This is a genomic window from Flavobacterium arsenatis, from assembly GCF_031456785.1.
Lineage (GTDB): Bacteria > Bacteroidota > Bacteroidia > Flavobacteriales > Flavobacteriaceae > Flavobacterium > Flavobacterium arsenatis.
The window spans coordinates 1-18,541 of the sequence record NZ_JAVDVI010000018.1 but is presented as its reverse complement, the minus strand read 5'-3'; the positions used below and the strand labels follow the sequence as shown (position 1 = coordinate 18,541).

Genomic DNA, 18,541 nt, shown 5'->3' with positions numbered 1-18,541 from the left:
TTTACCAAATCTCAAAAAACCTTTTTTTTTATACTGTAAATAGCCGTCACATTTCTCTGCTATGTTGCTTTCCAACTTGACATTGGCTATCTTTTCTAGGCCTCTTAAGTTTTCCTGTTTAGTTCTGCGGGCGAATTTAATACTATGTTTTTCCTTTCGATATTTTAACGCCCAAAGTTCCTTCAGTTAGTGTCTGCTTTTTGGTATAAATACCACACAAAAAGCAGGATATAAAGCAGGTAGATTATTTCAACGATAAATCTTTTGTAAGATGCGGATAATTTCATGTTCTATTGTTAATGGATAATTTTCCTGAATCAACGGTATATTTCTACCGATTCATCTACGTCCTGAAGTTAGAACCCAAATACTTATCGAGATAGAGTATATTATCGATGTTAAATTATTTGAATTCTATAAAAAGATTGTAAAGGGAAATCAAAACCGCCTCTCCCAAAAAGCACTTTCTTTCCACCTGGCTTCCGCTTGGTAAAAAATGCTTTTATGTTTTAGGTAATGATGCCAAATGTGCTCTGTTTGTTCTGTATGTATTTTTTGAAGTGTTTCAGTAAACCCATATTGTACTATTAAAGCTTGCAATTGCATCGCACCAGCCATGGCATTGTACATGCCTTGCGAAGATAATGGGTCAAAGCTTAGTGCCGCATCGCCTAAAGCAACCCATTGTTGCCCCGCTACTTGTTCTAATTTAGTCGAATTAGCGGCAATCGTACCTTTAAAAGCAATAGCATTTTCATGTTCGTTTAGTAAAGACAAAATAACAGGATTCTCTTTTGCCAATTCCAAAAACGAGGCAGTAGTTTTAAGTTTATTTTTAGCCACCAGATCAGCATCGGTATGAAAAGCCACCACCCGTTTGTCACCAGGAACAACAGCACTATACCACCACCCGTTTTCACTGGCAGAAATAGTACTCATGGTATTTGTTCTGCTATTAGGTAAAGTAACCCAACAAGCAACCAATTTATCTTCTGTTTGTCGTTTAATGCCCAAGCTCTTTGCAAAATGAGATTGACGCCCACTGGCATCAATAACAAAAGAAGCTGAAATTGTAAAAGTAGATAAAGAGGTATCACTAGCTCTTAGTTGCACCTGCCAACGAGAATTTTCATAAGAACTACTATGCAGTTTGGAACCCCATATACAATGAACCCCGCGTGCTTCGGCAGTCTTTCTTAAATAGGTTTCAAAAGCTTGACGATCCAAATTTTTAACAAAACCATCGGGATTTCTTAAATCGTCTATAAGATGTACTTGATTGCTTCCCCAGTAAGACTGCATACCTACGTTTTTTTGATACAAAGTACCCACTTGGTTTTCCAAACCCTCCAACAGATCCAATTGTTTTAGAATGCGTTGTGAAGCAGGAGCTAAAGATTCCCCAATACGTTCAGTAGGTTCAAGAAGTTTATCCACTATTGTTACCTGATAGCTATCGATTAAAGAAATGGCGGCAATGCAACCTGCAATGCCACCACCTATAATTACTATATCTGTTTTTTCGGATACCAATCTAATATTTTTTTGGAATAAAACGTTGGAAACGAACCAACTGTTCAGGAACACCCACCTCTTTTCGAGGTTGTCTGGAATGAGGAACGGTTCTGGTTTTGGTGTGTTTATGTGCTTTAGAGGCTAATAGATTAACTAGTTTTTGAACTTCGCTTGTTAAAGCTTCATCCTGAACCATTTCGTCCTGAACCAATGCTAACAATTGCTCGCGAGTGCTCTCCATTACAACTTGTTCAGTAAACAAACCTTCCTTAGACAAATGTTCCAAAGTAGTATGCAATAAAGATTCCTCTTTCTTGTCCAAGTGTTTATTGTCATTTAAGATTTTTCTTAATCGGGCTTCTGTCTCTTGCAACAACAGTTGGTTTTGTTCCTCATTAGGAATTACACCAATTTGCATTTCGGGTGGAAAATTAGGATTGTCAGGCACACCCGGACGCGGTTGAACAATCGCTAACTTGTCAAAATACTTCACCATTGCATTAATCTGGTTGGTTTGTGTCGGTGCTTCTCCATCCAAAGGCAAATCATCCAACCAAAAATAACGGTATGCAAAAGCTTCTCTGCGGGTTTCTTCTGCTAAGTGTGTATCTAAAGTTTCTTTGTAACGTTCTTCACTCAAAATATTATTAGGAACTCTGGCAGGCCAAAATGTTGGCAGATAAGGATCGTATGCAGTAGTATAACCATCTCTACAACTTGCCGTATCAGTTTGCCAAGGAATAGCCATCCATCTGGTTACACCACCTGGTACCTGGCCACCTAATAAAGGACCAGCAGGTAAAGTCAAGACATCACTATTCATGGTAGAACCATAATAATGATAATCGGTTTTGGGTGTTTTAGGAGCGTGTTTCAATCGGAAAGGAGCCATATACATACCAGAAGTTCGCATAGGCCAAGTCATTTCACAACCCGGATGAAAAGCGTCTGCCAAACAGAAATCCATGGCTGCTTTGGTTAGCATATCGGGTTGTTCGGCAATAGGATAATCATCAATTTTTTTAACAGGTGGAATATAAGGACAGCCTGTTGTATCTACAAAATCTGCATCAAAATCACCTTTTACCCATTGGTCTAGAAACTCCAATTGCAAATGCGATAAGGTTGAATGTTGACGCACAGAACCTAGTGTAGGAATGGCAACTGCATCACCATATAACCAAGGCCATAGCTGTGGAGCTTCAGCACCAGATTGATCAAACCTACGGAAATTATTGGAAATAGTACGACGCATTTCTAAGTTGGCAGAAGAAGGATCATTTAGTTTTTTCACCCATGCTATACTGGTATAGTTAAATTGTCCGCCCCATCCAAAGGCAGCAGCAAATCCTGCATTTACCCATTGTAAATTGGTCATTCTTTCAAAAATAGGCAAGATGTCTTTGCAGAAAGAAGGCCTTGCAGGTCTTACTAACATTCCCGATTCTACAGCAACGCTACGCATCAAATCCCACATAGTACGAACCGATTTTTGCATAGGAGCATAATCAGGTGGAGCACAAATTACCCAAGCAGGATCTACATTGAGAGCTACTCCTTCATATTCTACTGTGGCTGTAACAGGGCCATCTGACATATCATCATACCAACCTTCATTGTTGGCGAAGGTAATGGCTCTGTCACCCTTGATGTTTTTCGATGTACCATGACCTCCCAGCATCACTAAGCGTCCTTTTTCATCGGTATGCATTTCTCCCAAATACACCGATTTATCCATAAATTTTCCTTTGAACTTTTTGCCTTTAGTTACATTAGGTTCTGAAATGCTTTCTTTTCCACCATCAATTAATAATTGAGAACGGTCTTTTACATCAATATTTCTTAATAAAGAAGGTGGAACATTGGGATTGGATGCATCCGGAATATCTAAGGCAATTTGGAATTGATACCAAGATGATTTTTGATTGGCCAAATGCGAATGCCAAGTAATTTTAGCATTATCCATAGTCAGCTCTTTAATAGCTTTCCCGGCAGCGTTGAAACCATAAATGCGAAACTGTGCCGCCTGGCGTTTTATCGCTCCGGTTTTATCGCGATAGGCATACACATCCTCTTTTGCTTCAGGTTCGTCGACTAAAGGACCTATGAAATACTCTTCTTCACTATTTCCTACTCGCATTACACCAATAGGGGGATAAATACCAGCTCTAACAATGCAAGTACTCTCCTCGTCTGTATTGCCTCTAAAATGTGGATTTATTTCTTTAGGTTCTTGTAGTTGCTGCCCATTGGCCTGATGTCTGGCTTTAGCACTGGCGGCATAAACTGTTTTACGAGCCTCTGCAATTGAGCCTAAAGGCTTATGAGCTTCTAAAGTTCTCCAGATATTGAATGAAAGATTACTTCCAAATTCAGACTGACCAATCGCTGTTACATCTTGTTGGGGTAAATGCAACTTGGCAATACAGATGTACGGACTTTCCTCGGTACTCCAAACTACCTGTGCATCATTAAGGGGCATGGTTGCTTCGTTAGTGCGTAATTGGATTTCAAATCTAAAAGCAGCGCCTCCATTGCGTAAACGTTTTTCTAAATCCAATCGCAAATAATTATCATTATCAAAAGGTGCTCCTTTATAGGTGTCATCTGGAACCAAACGGTATTTTACAATTTGAGTTTCTCCTAATTGAAAAGGTAAGATAGCCCAATAACTGGCACTTAGCACACTAGCTTCTTCTTTTTGCATAGCTTGCAAAATACTAGCCAATTCAGGATGCTTGTTGATATACGTATCATAATCCCTATCAATAACACCAGCAGTTGTAAACGTACACATTTGCTGTGCATCACGGGCAAAAAAGCGATCGATATTCTGAAAGATGAAATCGGCAGTAGGGCCTTCCCCAAAAAGCTTCGGACCTTCCACTCCAAACAATTTCAAACCCACTCCAATAGTAGAGTGTAAGTCAGGCGAAGTAGTGCCTGTATCACTAGAGAAACGAACAGCACAATCATAAAGAGAGCCAGCAAAAATGCCTTTTTTGAATTTTTCAGGAATATCCTCATTGATTATGAATTGTCCATACGTGATGCCATGTTGTTTTCTAAAAACTGCACGTTCGGCGGGGTTTTGTCCCTTTTCAATTCGGGTTTTTTGCCCCATTTCTACAAACATCTCTTTAAGACGCTGTGTCACCATTTCAGTACTGCCACTACTGTCCCAACATTTTACGTTATTTGCAGTAGGTTTTTCAATAATTCGTTTTTTGTTGTCCATGTTTGGTAATTATTGGTTACGTTATTTAATAGTTACATCGCATATGTTATTGAATCCTGTGGCAACCCAAATAACACAATAGTTCGCCGCTATCAGTAATATATCTTGACAAATCTAAAATTTATCCTGCCAAGCCGTGTAGGTAGTTTTACCTGTTCTTTGCACTTTGTTTTACTCTTTGGATTTCTGTCTATTCGGTGGTTTTCCGCTTTATGGGTGTGATTTGATCGTGCTTCTATAAACTTAATCTTATCAGATTTATAGGAAGCTGTTTGTTTCTGTTGAAGTCAACCTCAAAAAGCCGCTATGGGCATTGCCTTGCATGCGCAAAGTCCCAGCCTTCAATATCATTTACTCTTTTTAGTATGGCAAAAGGGCTGTTTTTTTTTTCGGAGATGAAGCTGGTTTGATTTCATGAGCTCATAGTCGGTTTTTTGTGTTCCAATGTGTCTACGTGTGTGTCTGCGTACCATAATTTTCCCAAAATTCTTTTTTTCTAGAGTTTTTTTCGAGGTAAAAATGGGGTACAAAAAAAGTGTGAACATTTGCAAATAACGCAAAGTATCGGTAAAAGAAAATCCAGCTAAACTGCTGTTTTTAAGGTAGTTTAATTGGTTTGCTTGTTGTTTTTTTGTGCTCGCTATTTTCCCGATACAGAAATTAATGTTCCAATGTCAGTAGTACTTCGCGAGTTGCGAGATACAATAAGGAGTACAAATTTTTAAAAACTCAAACAAACCTTTTTTTGTTTAAAAAAGAAACAAGGAAGAAAGATTTGTCAATTTTTTTAACCAAATACAAAAATCCGTTTTTATAATAAAAAATGGTATAGGATAATATGTCTATATTGTTGGGTGATTTTCGCTACGGAGGGATCAGGTGATTAAAACAGCATTTTGGAAGTTAATCATTATATTTCCGCTGGGGCGAGATTATGGCATAAGTCAAGCAGGCACAATCACGCTTATAAAAAACTTGGGCAGTGATTATGAAAATTCAATCCCATGGCGTACCTTGGGAGTCCGAAAGGGCGAAGCGAACCCCTGTGCCTCCGGCATCACCGGGTGGGCTGATGATAATTTTGAAGACAGTTCAAAGTCCCTGGGTGCTGGAACACGATTGACAGCCAACTTGGAGCACTTCATAGAATGCAGATAACGAAACAATTACACATAGACCATGAGAAAGCTGATTTTTTTTTTCCATCTCCCTGTTCCTTCCTTTTTTTCTGCAGGCTCAGTCTTCCTTGGAAGCTGTAAATCCCATACCGTCCTACAAGACAGGGAGGGATATTTGCTTTGCCTCGTCGCAGCACGGATTTGTAATAAGCGACGGAGAGATCCTTGAAACTACCAATGGCGGTATCCAATGGAGTGTGAAACAGAACATCTACGATGCGAACGACATTGACTTCAATGGCGATCTAGGCTTTATCGTGGGCAATTATGGTACAGTCTTGAAATCGGACGACGGCGGTACTAGCTGGAGCCCGGTCGTTATCGGAATAGGATCCCCGCAGGATTATAATAGCGTGACCGTTCTCGACGGGAATACGGTCTTTATCTCCGCGGGCAATAAGATTGCCAAGACCGCTGATGGGGGAATCACATGGCAGGTGCTGCCCGTCGGTTCCGGCATACAGGGGCAGATCACGAAGAGTTTTTTTACCAGCAACATGGTGGGGCATGCCGCCTATGCCAACGGATCAATCGCCAAGACCGTCGATGGCGGCCTTACCTGGTATGCGACCGTGGCAAACAGCAGCTCCTCCGGCTTCTCGGCACTATACTTCCTCAACGAAAGCACAGGGGTGGCCGCCAGGACGATGTCTGGACTTTACAGGACTATCGACGGGGGGGAGACTTGGAATGAGATGGGTGCCCTTTCGGAGAACACGATACACTCTTTCAGCTTTGTCGGCGAGGTCGGCTATGCCACTGGCAGCTATGGCAGTATCTACAGAACCACGGACTCGGGCTTAAGCTGGGAATATGTAGGTTTCAACAATTCCATGGGCGACGCAACCGATTTTAACGGAATTTTCTTCGTCGACAGCAACATGGGCTTTGCCACAGGCGACAGGGGAAGGATAGTAAAAACCACCGATGGTGGAGCAAGCTGGAATGAATATGGATTCTTCTACAGGGACATATCTTCGCTTGCAAGTCCGGATGGGACGACATTGTACGCACGTTCGGGGTCTGACATACTGGCTTCTGAAAACTCAGGCGACACCTGGGAAATCAGGGGCAATCTAGGCGTTCCCGGCACCACATTGCAAAACGCGCCACTTAAGTTTGTAAATGTGCAGGTTGGCTATGCGGCTTCGGGGCTACACCTATACAAGACAAGCGATGCAGGGCAGAGCTGGTCTGCCATAGGCACAGGGTCGCTCCTTAACGACAGTAACATATTCGGTATGGACTTTATCGATGAGGATACAGGTGTTATAAGCGGAGGCTATAACGTGCCCCAAACAAAAAAAACCACCGACGGAGGCATCACCTGGCAGGTGGTGAATCATATGAGTTTTGACGATATTCAATTCCTGTCAAGCACGGTGGGTTATGCCAGGGACGGTTCGTCCATCTACAAGACCATCGACGCGGGTGATACCTGGGACGTGATCTTTACGGGCAACGACAGCATTGATGCACTGCAATTTGTTGACGAGAATACAGGTTTCCTTTCCGGTTCCTCGCTGTCGTTTCAGATGACCACTGATGGAGGACAAACCTGGCAAGTGAACCCTTTCTATGCCTTCAGCAAGATCGGCTTTGCCAGCCCGGAAATAGGTTATGGGTTTGACAATGGCAACAATATCCATAAGACGGAAGACGGTGGGGCTACGTGGGAAATGCTTTGGAATATTCCCGGGGTGCATGGTTTTGCATTTGTGGGGAGCTCGGCATACCTTTACGGTACCTACGGAAAGATATTGAGGACCGCATCAGGGGTGCTTTCAAGCGGGCACATCTTATTGCCAGGAGAAGGTATAGTCATTTTCCCCAACCCTACGCACAATAAGATAACAATCTCGCCGAAGTCAAAACAGGATTCCATTACCGGCATAGCATTATTTGATATGACAGGGAGGAAAATTTTAAATTTCAATGGCATGGACAGGGACAGCTTTGAAATGGACCTTGGTGCACAGGCTGCCGGTGTCTACATTGTCAAAGTTGTTTTGGACCACCGTACTGTGGTAAATAGGAAGATAATGGTCCGGTAGATTAAATTATAAGGAGTCCTGGGCAGAAAGTCCAGCCGCAGCTTTTTTGCGGATGGTTTAGTAGCCGGGAAATTGGCTCGATGCATCAAATATCTTTCGGTCCAGAGCAAAGTGATTCCAATAATCAAAAAAACTAGAAGAGTATGAAAAAAATTCGATGGGGCATTTTAGGCACGGGCGGGATTGCACACAGGTTTGCTTCCGATATGGGGAGGGTTGAGGGTGCTGAAATAACCGCTGTGGGTTCCCGCTCCCTTGAAAGTGCAGAGAATTTCTGTAGCGGGTTTGACATCCCCTTCAGCTTCGGCACCTATAAGGAGCTTGCCGAAAGCGACGTTGTCGATGTTGTCTATATTGCGACGCCCCACAGCCTGCACCATCATAATACGATGCTCTGCCTCAACGGTGGGAAGTCGGTTCTTTGCGAAAAGCCATTTGCCCTCAACTCGATGCAGGCCGCCGAGATGATTGGACTGTCGCATCGCAAGGAACTTTTTCTGATGGATGCCCTATGGACCAAATGCCTCCCGCATTACAGGAGGATGATGGAGATTGTCGAGAGTGGCGACCTGGGCGAAATCAGGGCTGTCCTGGCAAATTTTGGGTTCCGCGTCAATCCCGGGCATTCCTCACGGCTGCTGGACCCCGCCTTAGGGGGAGGTTCCCTTATGGATATTGGTATCTACAATGTCTTCATCGCATTGGATGTCTTAGGGAAGCCGGACGATATAAGTGCTAGGATTTCTGCTACTGCAGACGGCATTGACGAGCAATGTGCAGTAACTTTCCAATACAGCAATGGAGCCATGGCAAGCCTCTATTCCTCCCTGTCGGCCGAGCTCTCTACAGAGGTGGAAATCTGCGGAACGGCAGGACGGATAAAACTGACCACCCCATTCCATGGGCCGGCTTCAACCATAGAATATTATGCCGATGGGATCAAAACCATTATCGATATTGATAATGAGGGTGGATATGGCTATCAACATGAGATAAGGCATGTTAACGAATGCCTACGTGCGGGCCTGATCCAAAGCAAGATAGTAACGCACGTTGACAGCCTATTGCTTATGGATACGCTGGATGCGATACGCAGGTTGGTGGGAATAGCCTATCCTTGTGACTAGGGTGTTCATTTCCAGCGCTTCTTTTTTGATCAGCAATAGAACAAGGAACAGGAGGATGAGCAACTATTTCCAGTTTTTTATTGGCTGAAGGATGATCTCCATATCGTGAGGCTTCCCAGGTTGTGAAACTTTCCGAGGCAGAAAGCCAACATTAACTTCTAAGTACGTTCGGAGATGCGCATCATTTTACTTTTTTGTGTGTTCTGTTGCCTGAACCTTGCGAAGTGTCCATGGTTTGTACTTATTATATTGTTCCATTTCAGGTTTGCTAAATCTGAATAGCAGATGCCGGTCTGCTGGGAAGACAGGTTTAATATCCTTCGTGCAAGGCATATTGTAAAGGGCAATGGATTCTTCGGGTGTTAGGCGATCCCTTGCAGTTTCCTGCTCCTTGATTCCTTCAGCCTGTGAATTCACATCGCTTCGCAGCATCTTCAGCCAGTAGGCTTTTCTGGGTAACAGTCACCTATCGTGGTGATTAACTTCTTGTATGCTAAAACTTTTGGATCGTTGGGAAGCAGTGGCAATGGGAAACAAAAACTTCATTTTCCCACTGAAACTAACAGCAATGCTCTTGAAATGAGAATGAAATTAGCGAAATGAAGCAGACAAAGAAATGGCTTCAAGGATACTTGGATTATAGGCGGTTGTTGTGCAGTCGGATTATGGTAATGCTTTAATAGAACTTTTGCTATTGAACTGATCCTTTTAAATTTTGCTATTGATTTCACTATCCTTTTGCTGTTTCGCTTGCAGGTTCTTATCTAGTGCATGTAACAGGTCTTTTATTCAAAATCGATATAGAATCCCATTTAAATGACCATATTCAGCCATTTAATCTATTGGAAGTCATTACCAAACATCATGACTCAAATAACAAAAATTCTTCTGGATGTTTGACGAGTATTATATTAATTCCAATTGTAGCCTTTATTACACTCTTTCCAATTTTATTTGTTTGGTTTTCCACTACATCAAATATGAATGCTCTGAATTTAGAAATAAAGGAAAGTGCTTTGTCGCTTATGGTGCCCACAATAGTTGCTATACTTATTTTACTAATGTTGTAAATCAATAAGGCTAAATGTGTTTGGAAGAGAATAATTATCAACAAAAAACCTTCCGATTAGGAAGGTTTTTTTAATATTTACTAATCAGAATCATTCATCTTTTCAAGATTGTATGTAATAAACAAATAATGACCTGCACTATTAAGATATGTGTTTTGAATTAGCCAACCATCACCTAAAAAAGATTGTAGTTCAGGAAATTCATATTCTTCATACTCGGAAGAAAAAGTGTTATTATTTTAATCTTAACAGTTATAGATTTATGTTGCATAATTTTGCTGATTTTGTTTTAATAAAAATACGAAGTTTTTTATTAGGGCTCTCAATTCTTTAAAAATATTCAAAAACAACATTACTTATTCCATTTCTTTAACTATTTCATTTAGCATCTTAATTAGTTCATTAGCATCGTTTTTATCCAATGTTATAAAATTTTTCTCTGAAATGTCTGACCCGTATTCTCCAACTTGTATAAATACTTGTCCTTTATCGTTTAAATAACAATCCATTTCATTGTCATTCTCATCATTAAATACTGTTCTTAGCGCCATAATTTTGTTGATTTTGTTTTTATAAATATATATCGTATAAAAAAAAAATATCAACAAAGAAATCAAATTTGGAGATAAAATTTTCTTGTCACATATTACAACAAAAAACCTCAGTATTTAAACTGAGGTTTTTGTTTCCGTAAATTTTGAGTTTTCCTATTCTTCTTTTTCCTCGTCTTCTTCTGACTCATTTACTTGAGTTCCGTTATTTTCAGAAGTAGATTCTGCAACCGTATTAGTTTGAACTTCTTCTGATAAACTTTCCGCAATATGCTGTGATAAAGATTTCATATTTTAATGTTTTTAAATTATATGTGGTATGTATGAAGCACTGAAGAATTTAATTTTTTTTTAGTACACTCAAGTATATAAGTGTCAAATGTGAATATTTCCAGCATTTACTTCTTTCCAATCAGTGGCTGTGCCTATTTGCGTCGGAGCATTGTAAGGCCAATTATTGCCACTCCGGTCTGAATGCCCAGCACGTGCCTTTCTCCCACCGAAATAGACTCCCAGCATTGGACATTTGAGTAAATGTATGTTAGTAGAAAAGCAATAAGTAAATTTTTTTTCATTTTTTAAAATTTAGTAGGTTGTTTTTATTTAAAAAACCCTTTCCTCTTTATAAGGAGAAAGGACTAGCCATAAAGTGCCAATTACTTCTTTACAAATTTCAGCGTGGTGGTGATGCCTGAATTGTCTGTCAGGTGCACTAAATACACGCCTGCTGTCAAGTTGCCGCAATCAATGCTGTTGCCAGCCACAAGTGTGCCCTCGCTTATTTTAGTTCCCAAAATAGAGTAGATCTGGTAGCTTTGTGTTTCCTGGGTATCGATAAACAAACGATTTTGGACGGGGTTGGGGTAGAGGTTTACTTTTTTGTTTTTACCGAAATCTTCCACGCCTAAGGTACAAGTATTGATGAGTTGCGGGGTCAAGCTATTCACAAATGTACCATTGCCTAAGGTACCATAAAAATTATCGCCCCAAGCGTATAAAGAACCATTCGTTTTTAAGGCAATAGTGGTATTGTAACTTGCCGCAACTGCTTTCCAGTCTGTATCGGTCGTAATTTGTGTTGGAACCAATAGGTTGGTTTGCGTATTGTTACCCAATTGACCTAAATTATTTTGTCCCCAAGCCCAAAGAGTGCTATCCGATTTAATGCCAAAGGAACTCTGATTATCCGTAGCGATTGTTGCCCAATTGGTATCCGTGCCTACTTGCGTTGGAAAAGGAAGGGATGATATGCTACCAGTTCCTAATTGACCATTATCCCCGCCCCCCCAGGCCCAAAGGGTATTGTCTGTTTTCAGGGCCAAAAAGTGACCCATTCCAGCAACTGCTTCTTTCCAATTGGTGTCCGTGCCTACTTGAGTTGGAACGGTAATATATGTAACACTAGAGCCACTACCCAAAATACCTAAAACGGGACTGTTAAAGCCCCAAACCCACAGTGTGCCGTCTTCTTTTATGGCAATATTTCTAGTATCATTACAATCAATTGTTTTCCAATTCGTACTGCTGCTTATCAAGGTAGGTACAGATTTATTGACAAAAGTGCCGTCGCCAAGGGTTGCGTCTTCATTGTTTCCCCATGCCCAAAGGGTTCCATCTGTTTTGATACCAACTGTATGTCTACGGCCATTTCTTACCATTTCCCAAGTACTATTGCCTACTTGTACGGGAACTAAGCTCCATAATGCAGTACTTCCTATACCCAATTGTCCTTTATCATTGCCACCCCATCCCCATAATATACCATTTTCGGTAATGGCAAAACTACCCAAAGGACTCGAAGACACAGATCCCCACGTAGTACCAGAGCCTATCTGCACTGGACTTGCAAGTGTCCAGTCATTGCCGTTACCTACAGCTCCGTAAGGTCCGTTATAACCCCAGCCCCATAATGTACCGTCTGTTTTAATGCCCACACTATGACGCTCGCCAGAGGAAATGCTTTCCCAACATTGGGCATTCGCAAAAAGCGTAGTACACATTAATATAATAAGTAAAATTCTTTTCATTTTTTAAAATTTAGTAGGTTGTTTTTATTTAAAAAACCCTTTCCTCTTATAAGGAGAAAAGGGTTTATAAAGTTATTGATTTTTTTTACAATACCTGCAATTTTCGTTGCATCAGTATTTCGGTACCGTTGCGTAAGACTACTACATACACACCGGTTGCCATAGGAGCCAAATCGAGTTCCCAGACACCCTGTGTTGCCGCAGCTTCAAAACTTGTAATCAGACGGCCTGTAATGTCATAGACTTCTACCTGGCCGCTGCCATGTTCGGTCTCGAATCGGATGTTTACCTTGTCCTGGGCAGGGTTAGGGTACAGCATGATATTGCCTTTACTGCTTATGGCTTGCTGTTCCGTATCGTTAAGTGCTGCAGGACGTGCCTGTTCGGAATTACAAATTCTAAGATCCACATCGATTGGTGTGACGCAATTCTTGATGATCCCGTCTGCCATAATGGTACCAATCAGGGACAGGGCAGTAACACCGCCATTAAATCCATTGATGGGGATTACCGAAAAGGTAAACATATTGAAACCGGGAACGATGGTGATACTTCCAGGATTTATGATTAAATCGTTGGTGTTGCTCACAACAGATCCCTGAATATCGATACCATAGTTGCTGTGTATGATCAGCGTCACCATGGACAGACAGATGTGGTTGTCCACAAATTTTACCTCCCTCACTTCAACACCCAAACTGCAAGCAACGCAATCACTCGCGCTCAAGGACATCGAGGGGGTGGTGAAATTGCAGAGTCCGGTGTTTAGTTGCATATTGAAAGTACCCGATTCTGTCAGAGGATAATCGGCAGGCACCGAATTGCTTCCGCTGGTGTCTGGTGTTCCATCCTGCAGCCAGCTCCAGGTGCTCATCGGAAGGATCGGACCTAACAAAAAGGCTTCCTCGTCCTTGCACTTGCTGTAACAACCCGTAGGGAAAACCCACATATAGGCTTTTGGGCTTCTAGGGACATACACTTGGAAAGTAGTGCTGCAGCCGCCTTCGTTGGTAAACGTTACCATATAGGCACCGCCTTCGTTTACGGTGATGCTGCTTGATCCATCGGGATTGTTAGTGGCAACAGCGCCATTGCTCCAATTATAGGTGCCTGTGCCGTTAGCAAAGGCAGTGAGCTTAATTCTATAGGTCTGACAATCCTGCAGCACCGGTGTGTAGATGGTGACTTCTGCTGGTGCAGGAACCACTTCTATGGTTTGGGCCATCGTTTTTGTACATCCGTCACTTGAAGTTACGGTCACAGAAATGTCGTGGGTCCCCAGATAAAGATCGGGCAGACTGATGCCTTCCTGGTCGTCAAAGGCAGCCGTATAGCTACCGTCTATGGTCCATTTGATTGCAGTAGCATTGGAGGTTGCGTTGAAAACGGCTTCATCACCCAAACACAGCGTGGTAGGGCCGCTTAAGGTCAGTGTTGGAAGATTTAGAAATATTGGTTTGATGATGGTTGGACTGGTATAGTCACAACTACCATTACTCACTTTCACGGTATAAAAACCGGGAGTGCTCACTGCAAATGAATTTGTAGAAGTGGTAGCCAGAACGGTGGTACCGTTCATCCATTGATAGCTAGATATCGGGCAATTGTCAGCTAAACTGCCTGCATTGTACGATAAGATAACTGAATCGCCTTTGCATACGGTGGCATTTGGTGGATTGGATACAATATCACCATTAAAACATTTCAACGGAATGTTTACATTGGCATATAGTATTTTAAAACAACCGTATTTATTGGTTACTTTTACTGAAATCTGAAAGTTATTAGTTCCGGCCAACGTTTCATCAAATACACGTTTAGGGTTAGAATTGGTGTTTTGCACAGTCACGTTGTCAAAAGTCCACAAGAAAGTGTCACCATTTAATGGATCAGTACCAGGTATATTAAAAGCAACAGCCGTATCAAAACATGGAGGTTGTAGAAAAGCAATACTCAAACTGTTCATATTCATCAAGCTCAACGGCAAAATTTTCGTACATACAGGTTGGGCGGTTCCGCCTAAGCTGCCCTTGATGGATTGCCTGATGTAATAGTTTCCAGCGGCTAGGCTACTCGGCAAAGTAAAGTTGGCAGTGGTACTGAAAGCAGACAGCATGGTCCAGGGAGCGCCTCCCGTTGTACTCAATTCATACTGCCACATCTTACTGGTGATGGTAGTGAGGAAATTGGAATCGTCGGTAAGGGTTACATTATAGGTCGTGGTATTGTTGACCACAGGCCCACAGGTAGCACTAATTTTAAAGTTGGGCACATAAGGTACGGTAACGATTTGCGATACGGTACGGGTACACGGTTGTCCGGTTGTTCCTGTATAGGCAGTACTGAACAGAACGGTATACTGTCCTGCCTGAAGTGTCGTCAGCAGGTATTGGTTGGATCCGGTGTTGCTTGGCACATTGCTTATACTGACACCAGGACCATTGATCGTCCAGCGTCTGCTCAATGGGGTTCCTGAAGCATTACCCGTTAGCAGCAAAGAACCACAGTTGTTGGCCCAAGAAATGCTGGTTGTTGGGTTGGGACTGATCGTACACTCTGCAGGTTCATTGCAGTTGTTAAAAATTGTGATGCCATTGGATTGGGTCGTACAGCCGTTTAGCGTAGCGACAAAAAAGTAGGTTCCGAAATTCAGTGAAGGTCCAACATTTAGGGTGCCGCCTGTTCCTACCTGATTTGCAAGAGTGTTCTTGTACCATTTGATTGTAGCTCCACCTGTTGTGCCCGCCAATAAGGTAACGTTGACGTTGGCAGCATTACAGAAGGAATTGACACCAGTGACGTTAGAGGCACTCGCATTTGGACCAGGGGTTACTACAATATTCTTGGAAGCGGTAATGGTTCCCGTGCAAAGGTTGGGACTCGCAATACTGGCCGTAATGGTGTAATTATTATTGACACCATTCCCGTTGTTATAACTCATGGTTACAGCTGTTCCTGCCGGAGCATTCATAGTTTGGCCATTGCCAAAAACCCAATTTACGACAGTTCCACTCGCCAAAGGGGTACTTGAATTTATATTGAAACTGATGCCAACTCCACTGCAAACCGAATTATTGCCGGTAATGGTAATGGCAGGAATAGGTGTGACTGTAATGGTCTTTACAACATTTGCCACAACCGTACATTTGGTAATCACCACAATCAATTGATAGTTTTGGGGTGCAGTTACATTGTTCCACAATACTTCTACGGTATTGGTACCCTGTCCGGAAGAGATACTTCCCGCCGTACTGGGGTTGATGCTCCAGGTATAATTGCTGCCGGGGTCATTATAAATTCCTCCCGTGCTATTTATGGCCCTGTACGTGAAATAATTGTTGCTGCAGGAAACGATCTGTTGGATTACGGCAGTAGTGGTAGAAATATCTGCATTTATAGTCACCGAGGTAACCGTCTGCACTGTAAATGGTGAATCACAACCTACCGGATTTATTTGCTGTTTCTTGACCTTGATTTGGCCACTTCCTAAAAAAGTTACATTTACTTCACTTCCTGTAGCACTGCCAAGTATGGTACCGTTCACAATTTCCCAAAGGTAAGTGCTATTGGGATCCGGATTGGTAACAGCGTACGTATAAGGTGCATTGGGACATACTAGGGTAGCGGGAGCATCCAACACAGGTGCTGCAAGTGCAGGCTTCACCACTATATTTTTTGTTTGTCCGTTGCAGATGCCTGTTCCGGAAACCGTAAGGGTAAAATTACCTACGGTATTGAAAACGTGCGTAAAGGTGTTGGTGTTGTTTTGACTTCCCACCGTAGTGCCACTGCTGTTTTTGAGTGTCCAGGTTACTGGATTGGTTGATACGGTAGCATATGTGGAAGAAGTGCCTAGGCAAACTACGCTTTCACCCGTAAAAGGCTCAGGACTTTTGACATTTATAACGAGTTTTGCCGTACCGCCACAATGAATAAGTGTATTGTTATACGTAGCGATTAAAGTGATGGTGCCTGCTTGTGTTGGCGTTAGTATAATTTCATTGCGTTGGTCTGTTTGTATGATGGTACCTAATTGGCCACTCCCATTGTTTTCAATGTGCCATTGGAAATCAGTCGTAGGCCACTGGGGCAGTGCATAGCGGCCTTGTTCGCCCAAGCACAGGGAGGTATTTCCCTCTATCGTTCCGTTTGTTTTGATTACAGGGATTCTCGTCGTTGTAGGAAAAACGCAAGGCAAACTGCACTGGCTTGGTGTGAAAGTGATATACCCAAACCCATCCGCATCAACGTTATCCCATCGTACTTTCACGGAATTGGAAGAGGTAGAACCAATGATAGTACCTCCAATTACACTCCAGTTGAAACCATTGCAAGCGCTATTTGCTTGTTCTGGCAGGGAATAAAGGGCGGTTTGGCCCTCGCAAACTATACTAGGGCAAATGATGTCAAATCCCCTCCTTTCTATCTGGACTTCCCTTCTGAACGTACTGGTGCAGTTGCAACTATTTGTAACGGTCAGGGATACATGGTATGTACCCGGGTTTGCGAAGGAATGACTGGGATTCTGTGCATCCGAATAATTCCCATCGCCGAAATTCCAATAATAACTTACTATATCTGAACCACCATTAGTCTGGGAGGTGTTTGTAAAGAAAATATTTTGCTCACTGCATGCTTTGATAATTTCACTGGTCAAAAATGGGCTTGAAGAAAAAGAAGCTTGAGGTCCCTGAATGATGGTAATGCAAAGCGTTCCTGTCACTACCCCATTGGCAGTAGTAATTGCAAAGGAAATTTCTGCGTCTTCAATACCGGTCCAATTGACAGTAACTTTATTGTTTAGAATACTGGACATCGTACCGCCACTGACTGTCCAAACAGTGGTAGCGCCTGAGGGAAGGTCGTTAAGGGTATAAATTACGGAACTCCCTTTGCAGACTTCAATGCATTCACCTTCTACAATTTCTTCCAGAAAGACATCTTTACGGTCTTCTGAATATATTTCACAGCCCACCGCCTTGTTCCAGCTCAGGGATATGCCAGCGCCTTGTGCCTGACTTTTTAGAATGCCTCCAAAAAGCAAGGCAAACAGGGTTAAAACAAAAAATAGTTTTTGTTTTGGGAGTAGGTTTTTTTTCATATAATGGGGTTTTTGTTGATTACGCTGTTTTTGTTGCTTGGATTTATTTCCTGAGTGAAATCAGGTAGCCTTCCTTACTGCAAGACTTATCCCCACTACCGCTTGATTTCAAACTTTTGATTTAACTTTTATGTTGCTTATTTCATAACGTACTTGTTAAATTCCTGAAAATATAGCGTTTCAAATTTATGCTTATCGTTTCGCTTGCCACGCTACTTTTTATGTCATTATAGTTAAATTTTTAAGCAGTTGAAAATTTTTATCAAAGGCTTTGACGCTAAGGCCTAGATCTATAGCGTATCGATTTCGGGTTTTATTTATTAGGTTTACAGTGGCCGAATGGTACTGGGATAGGAAGAATTTCGTAAAAAAGGTTTCCGATACATTTTTTTTACCCCAGGTGTCGGGACTGTAAGAAAGAAACGAATGAACTGAAAAAAAACGCTACCACCAACTAATCCAATTGGAAAGTAATTCCGTTTTTTGAATTTTTCGTATCGCAATTGGTTAGAGTATGAATGGTGATCTTAAGTGAAGTGGTAAGATGAGGTCGGGATATTTTATTATGGTTCCGCCTTTACTATCTATAAACCTGAACTCGATTAATAATTTAGGCTAAAAATATTGTACAAAAAGGTAAAATTTAGTATATTTAAATCTCTGACAATTAAATATTTAAA

Annotated in this window: 9 protein-coding genes; 2 read left to right on the top strand and 7 right to left on the bottom strand. The window is 41.9% G+C overall.

Going from position 1 to position 18,541, the window contains the following annotated elements; all coding sequences use genetic code 11:
- Window positions 1–438 precede the first annotated feature (438 nt).
- Window positions 439–1,533 (bottom strand): NAD(P)/FAD-dependent oxidoreductase, encoded by a 1,095-nt coding sequence (locus tag J2X31_RS16175; protein ID WP_310028159.1) that lies wholly within the window; start codon window positions 1,531–1,533, stop codon window positions 439–441.
- 1 nt (window position 1,534) lies between these two features.
- A complete protein-coding gene (locus J2X31_RS16170; RefSeq protein ID WP_310028157.1) occupies window positions 1,535–4,753 on the bottom strand; it encodes a LodA/GoxA family CTQ-dependent oxidase in 3,219 nt (1,072 codons plus the stop codon).
- A gap of 1,246 nt (window positions 4,754–5,999) precedes the next feature.
- Here J2X31_RS16170 and J2X31_RS16165 point away from each other — a divergent pair.
- Both J2X31_RS16165 and J2X31_RS16160 read left to right on the top strand, forming a co-directional pair.
- A complete protein-coding gene (locus J2X31_RS16165) occupies window positions 6,000–7,985 on the top strand; it encodes a YCF48-related protein (protein WP_310028155.1) in 1,986 nt (661 codons plus the stop codon).
- 143 nt (window positions 7,986–8,128) lie between these two features.
- On the top strand, window positions 8,129–9,112 hold the full coding sequence (locus J2X31_RS16160) for a Gfo/Idh/MocA family protein (protein WP_310028153.1): 984 nt from the start codon (window positions 8,129–8,131) through the stop codon (window positions 9,110–9,112).
- Window positions 9,113–9,298: 186 nt separating this feature from the next.
- Here the strand turns inward: J2X31_RS16160 and J2X31_RS16155 are convergent, their stop codons facing one another.
- The 5 genes from J2X31_RS16155 to J2X31_RS16135 all read right to left on the bottom strand — a co-directional run bounded on the left by J2X31_RS16155 (window position 9,299) and on the right by J2X31_RS16135 (window position 17,861).
- Window positions 9,299–9,544 (bottom strand): hypothetical protein, encoded by a 246-nt coding sequence (locus J2X31_RS16155; protein WP_310028151.1) that lies wholly within the window; start codon window positions 9,542–9,544, stop codon window positions 9,299–9,301.
- A gap of 994 nt (window positions 9,545–10,538) precedes the next feature.
- Entirely contained in the window at window positions 10,539–10,733 is a 195-nt protein-coding gene (locus tag J2X31_RS16150) for a hypothetical protein (protein ID WP_310028150.1), read from the bottom strand.
- A 156-nt stretch (window positions 10,734–10,889) separates the two neighbouring features.
- Entirely contained in the window at window positions 10,890–11,024 is a 135-nt protein-coding gene (locus J2X31_RS16145) for a hypothetical protein (RefSeq protein ID WP_310028148.1), read from the bottom strand.
- A gap of 365 nt (window positions 11,025–11,389) precedes the next feature.
- Window positions 11,390–12,760, bottom strand: coding sequence for a T9SS type A sorting domain-containing protein (locus tag J2X31_RS16140; protein ID WP_310028144.1), 1,371 nt, complete (start codon window positions 12,758–12,760; stop codon window positions 11,390–11,392).
- Between the two features lie 85 nt (window positions 12,761–12,845).
- The gene (locus tag J2X31_RS16135; protein ID WP_310028143.1) at window positions 12,846–17,861 is read right to left on the bottom strand and encodes a PKD domain-containing protein; all 5,016 of its coding nucleotides are present in this window, start codon (window positions 17,859–17,861) and stop codon (window positions 12,846–12,848) included.
- Window positions 17,862–18,541 lie beyond the last annotated feature (680 nt).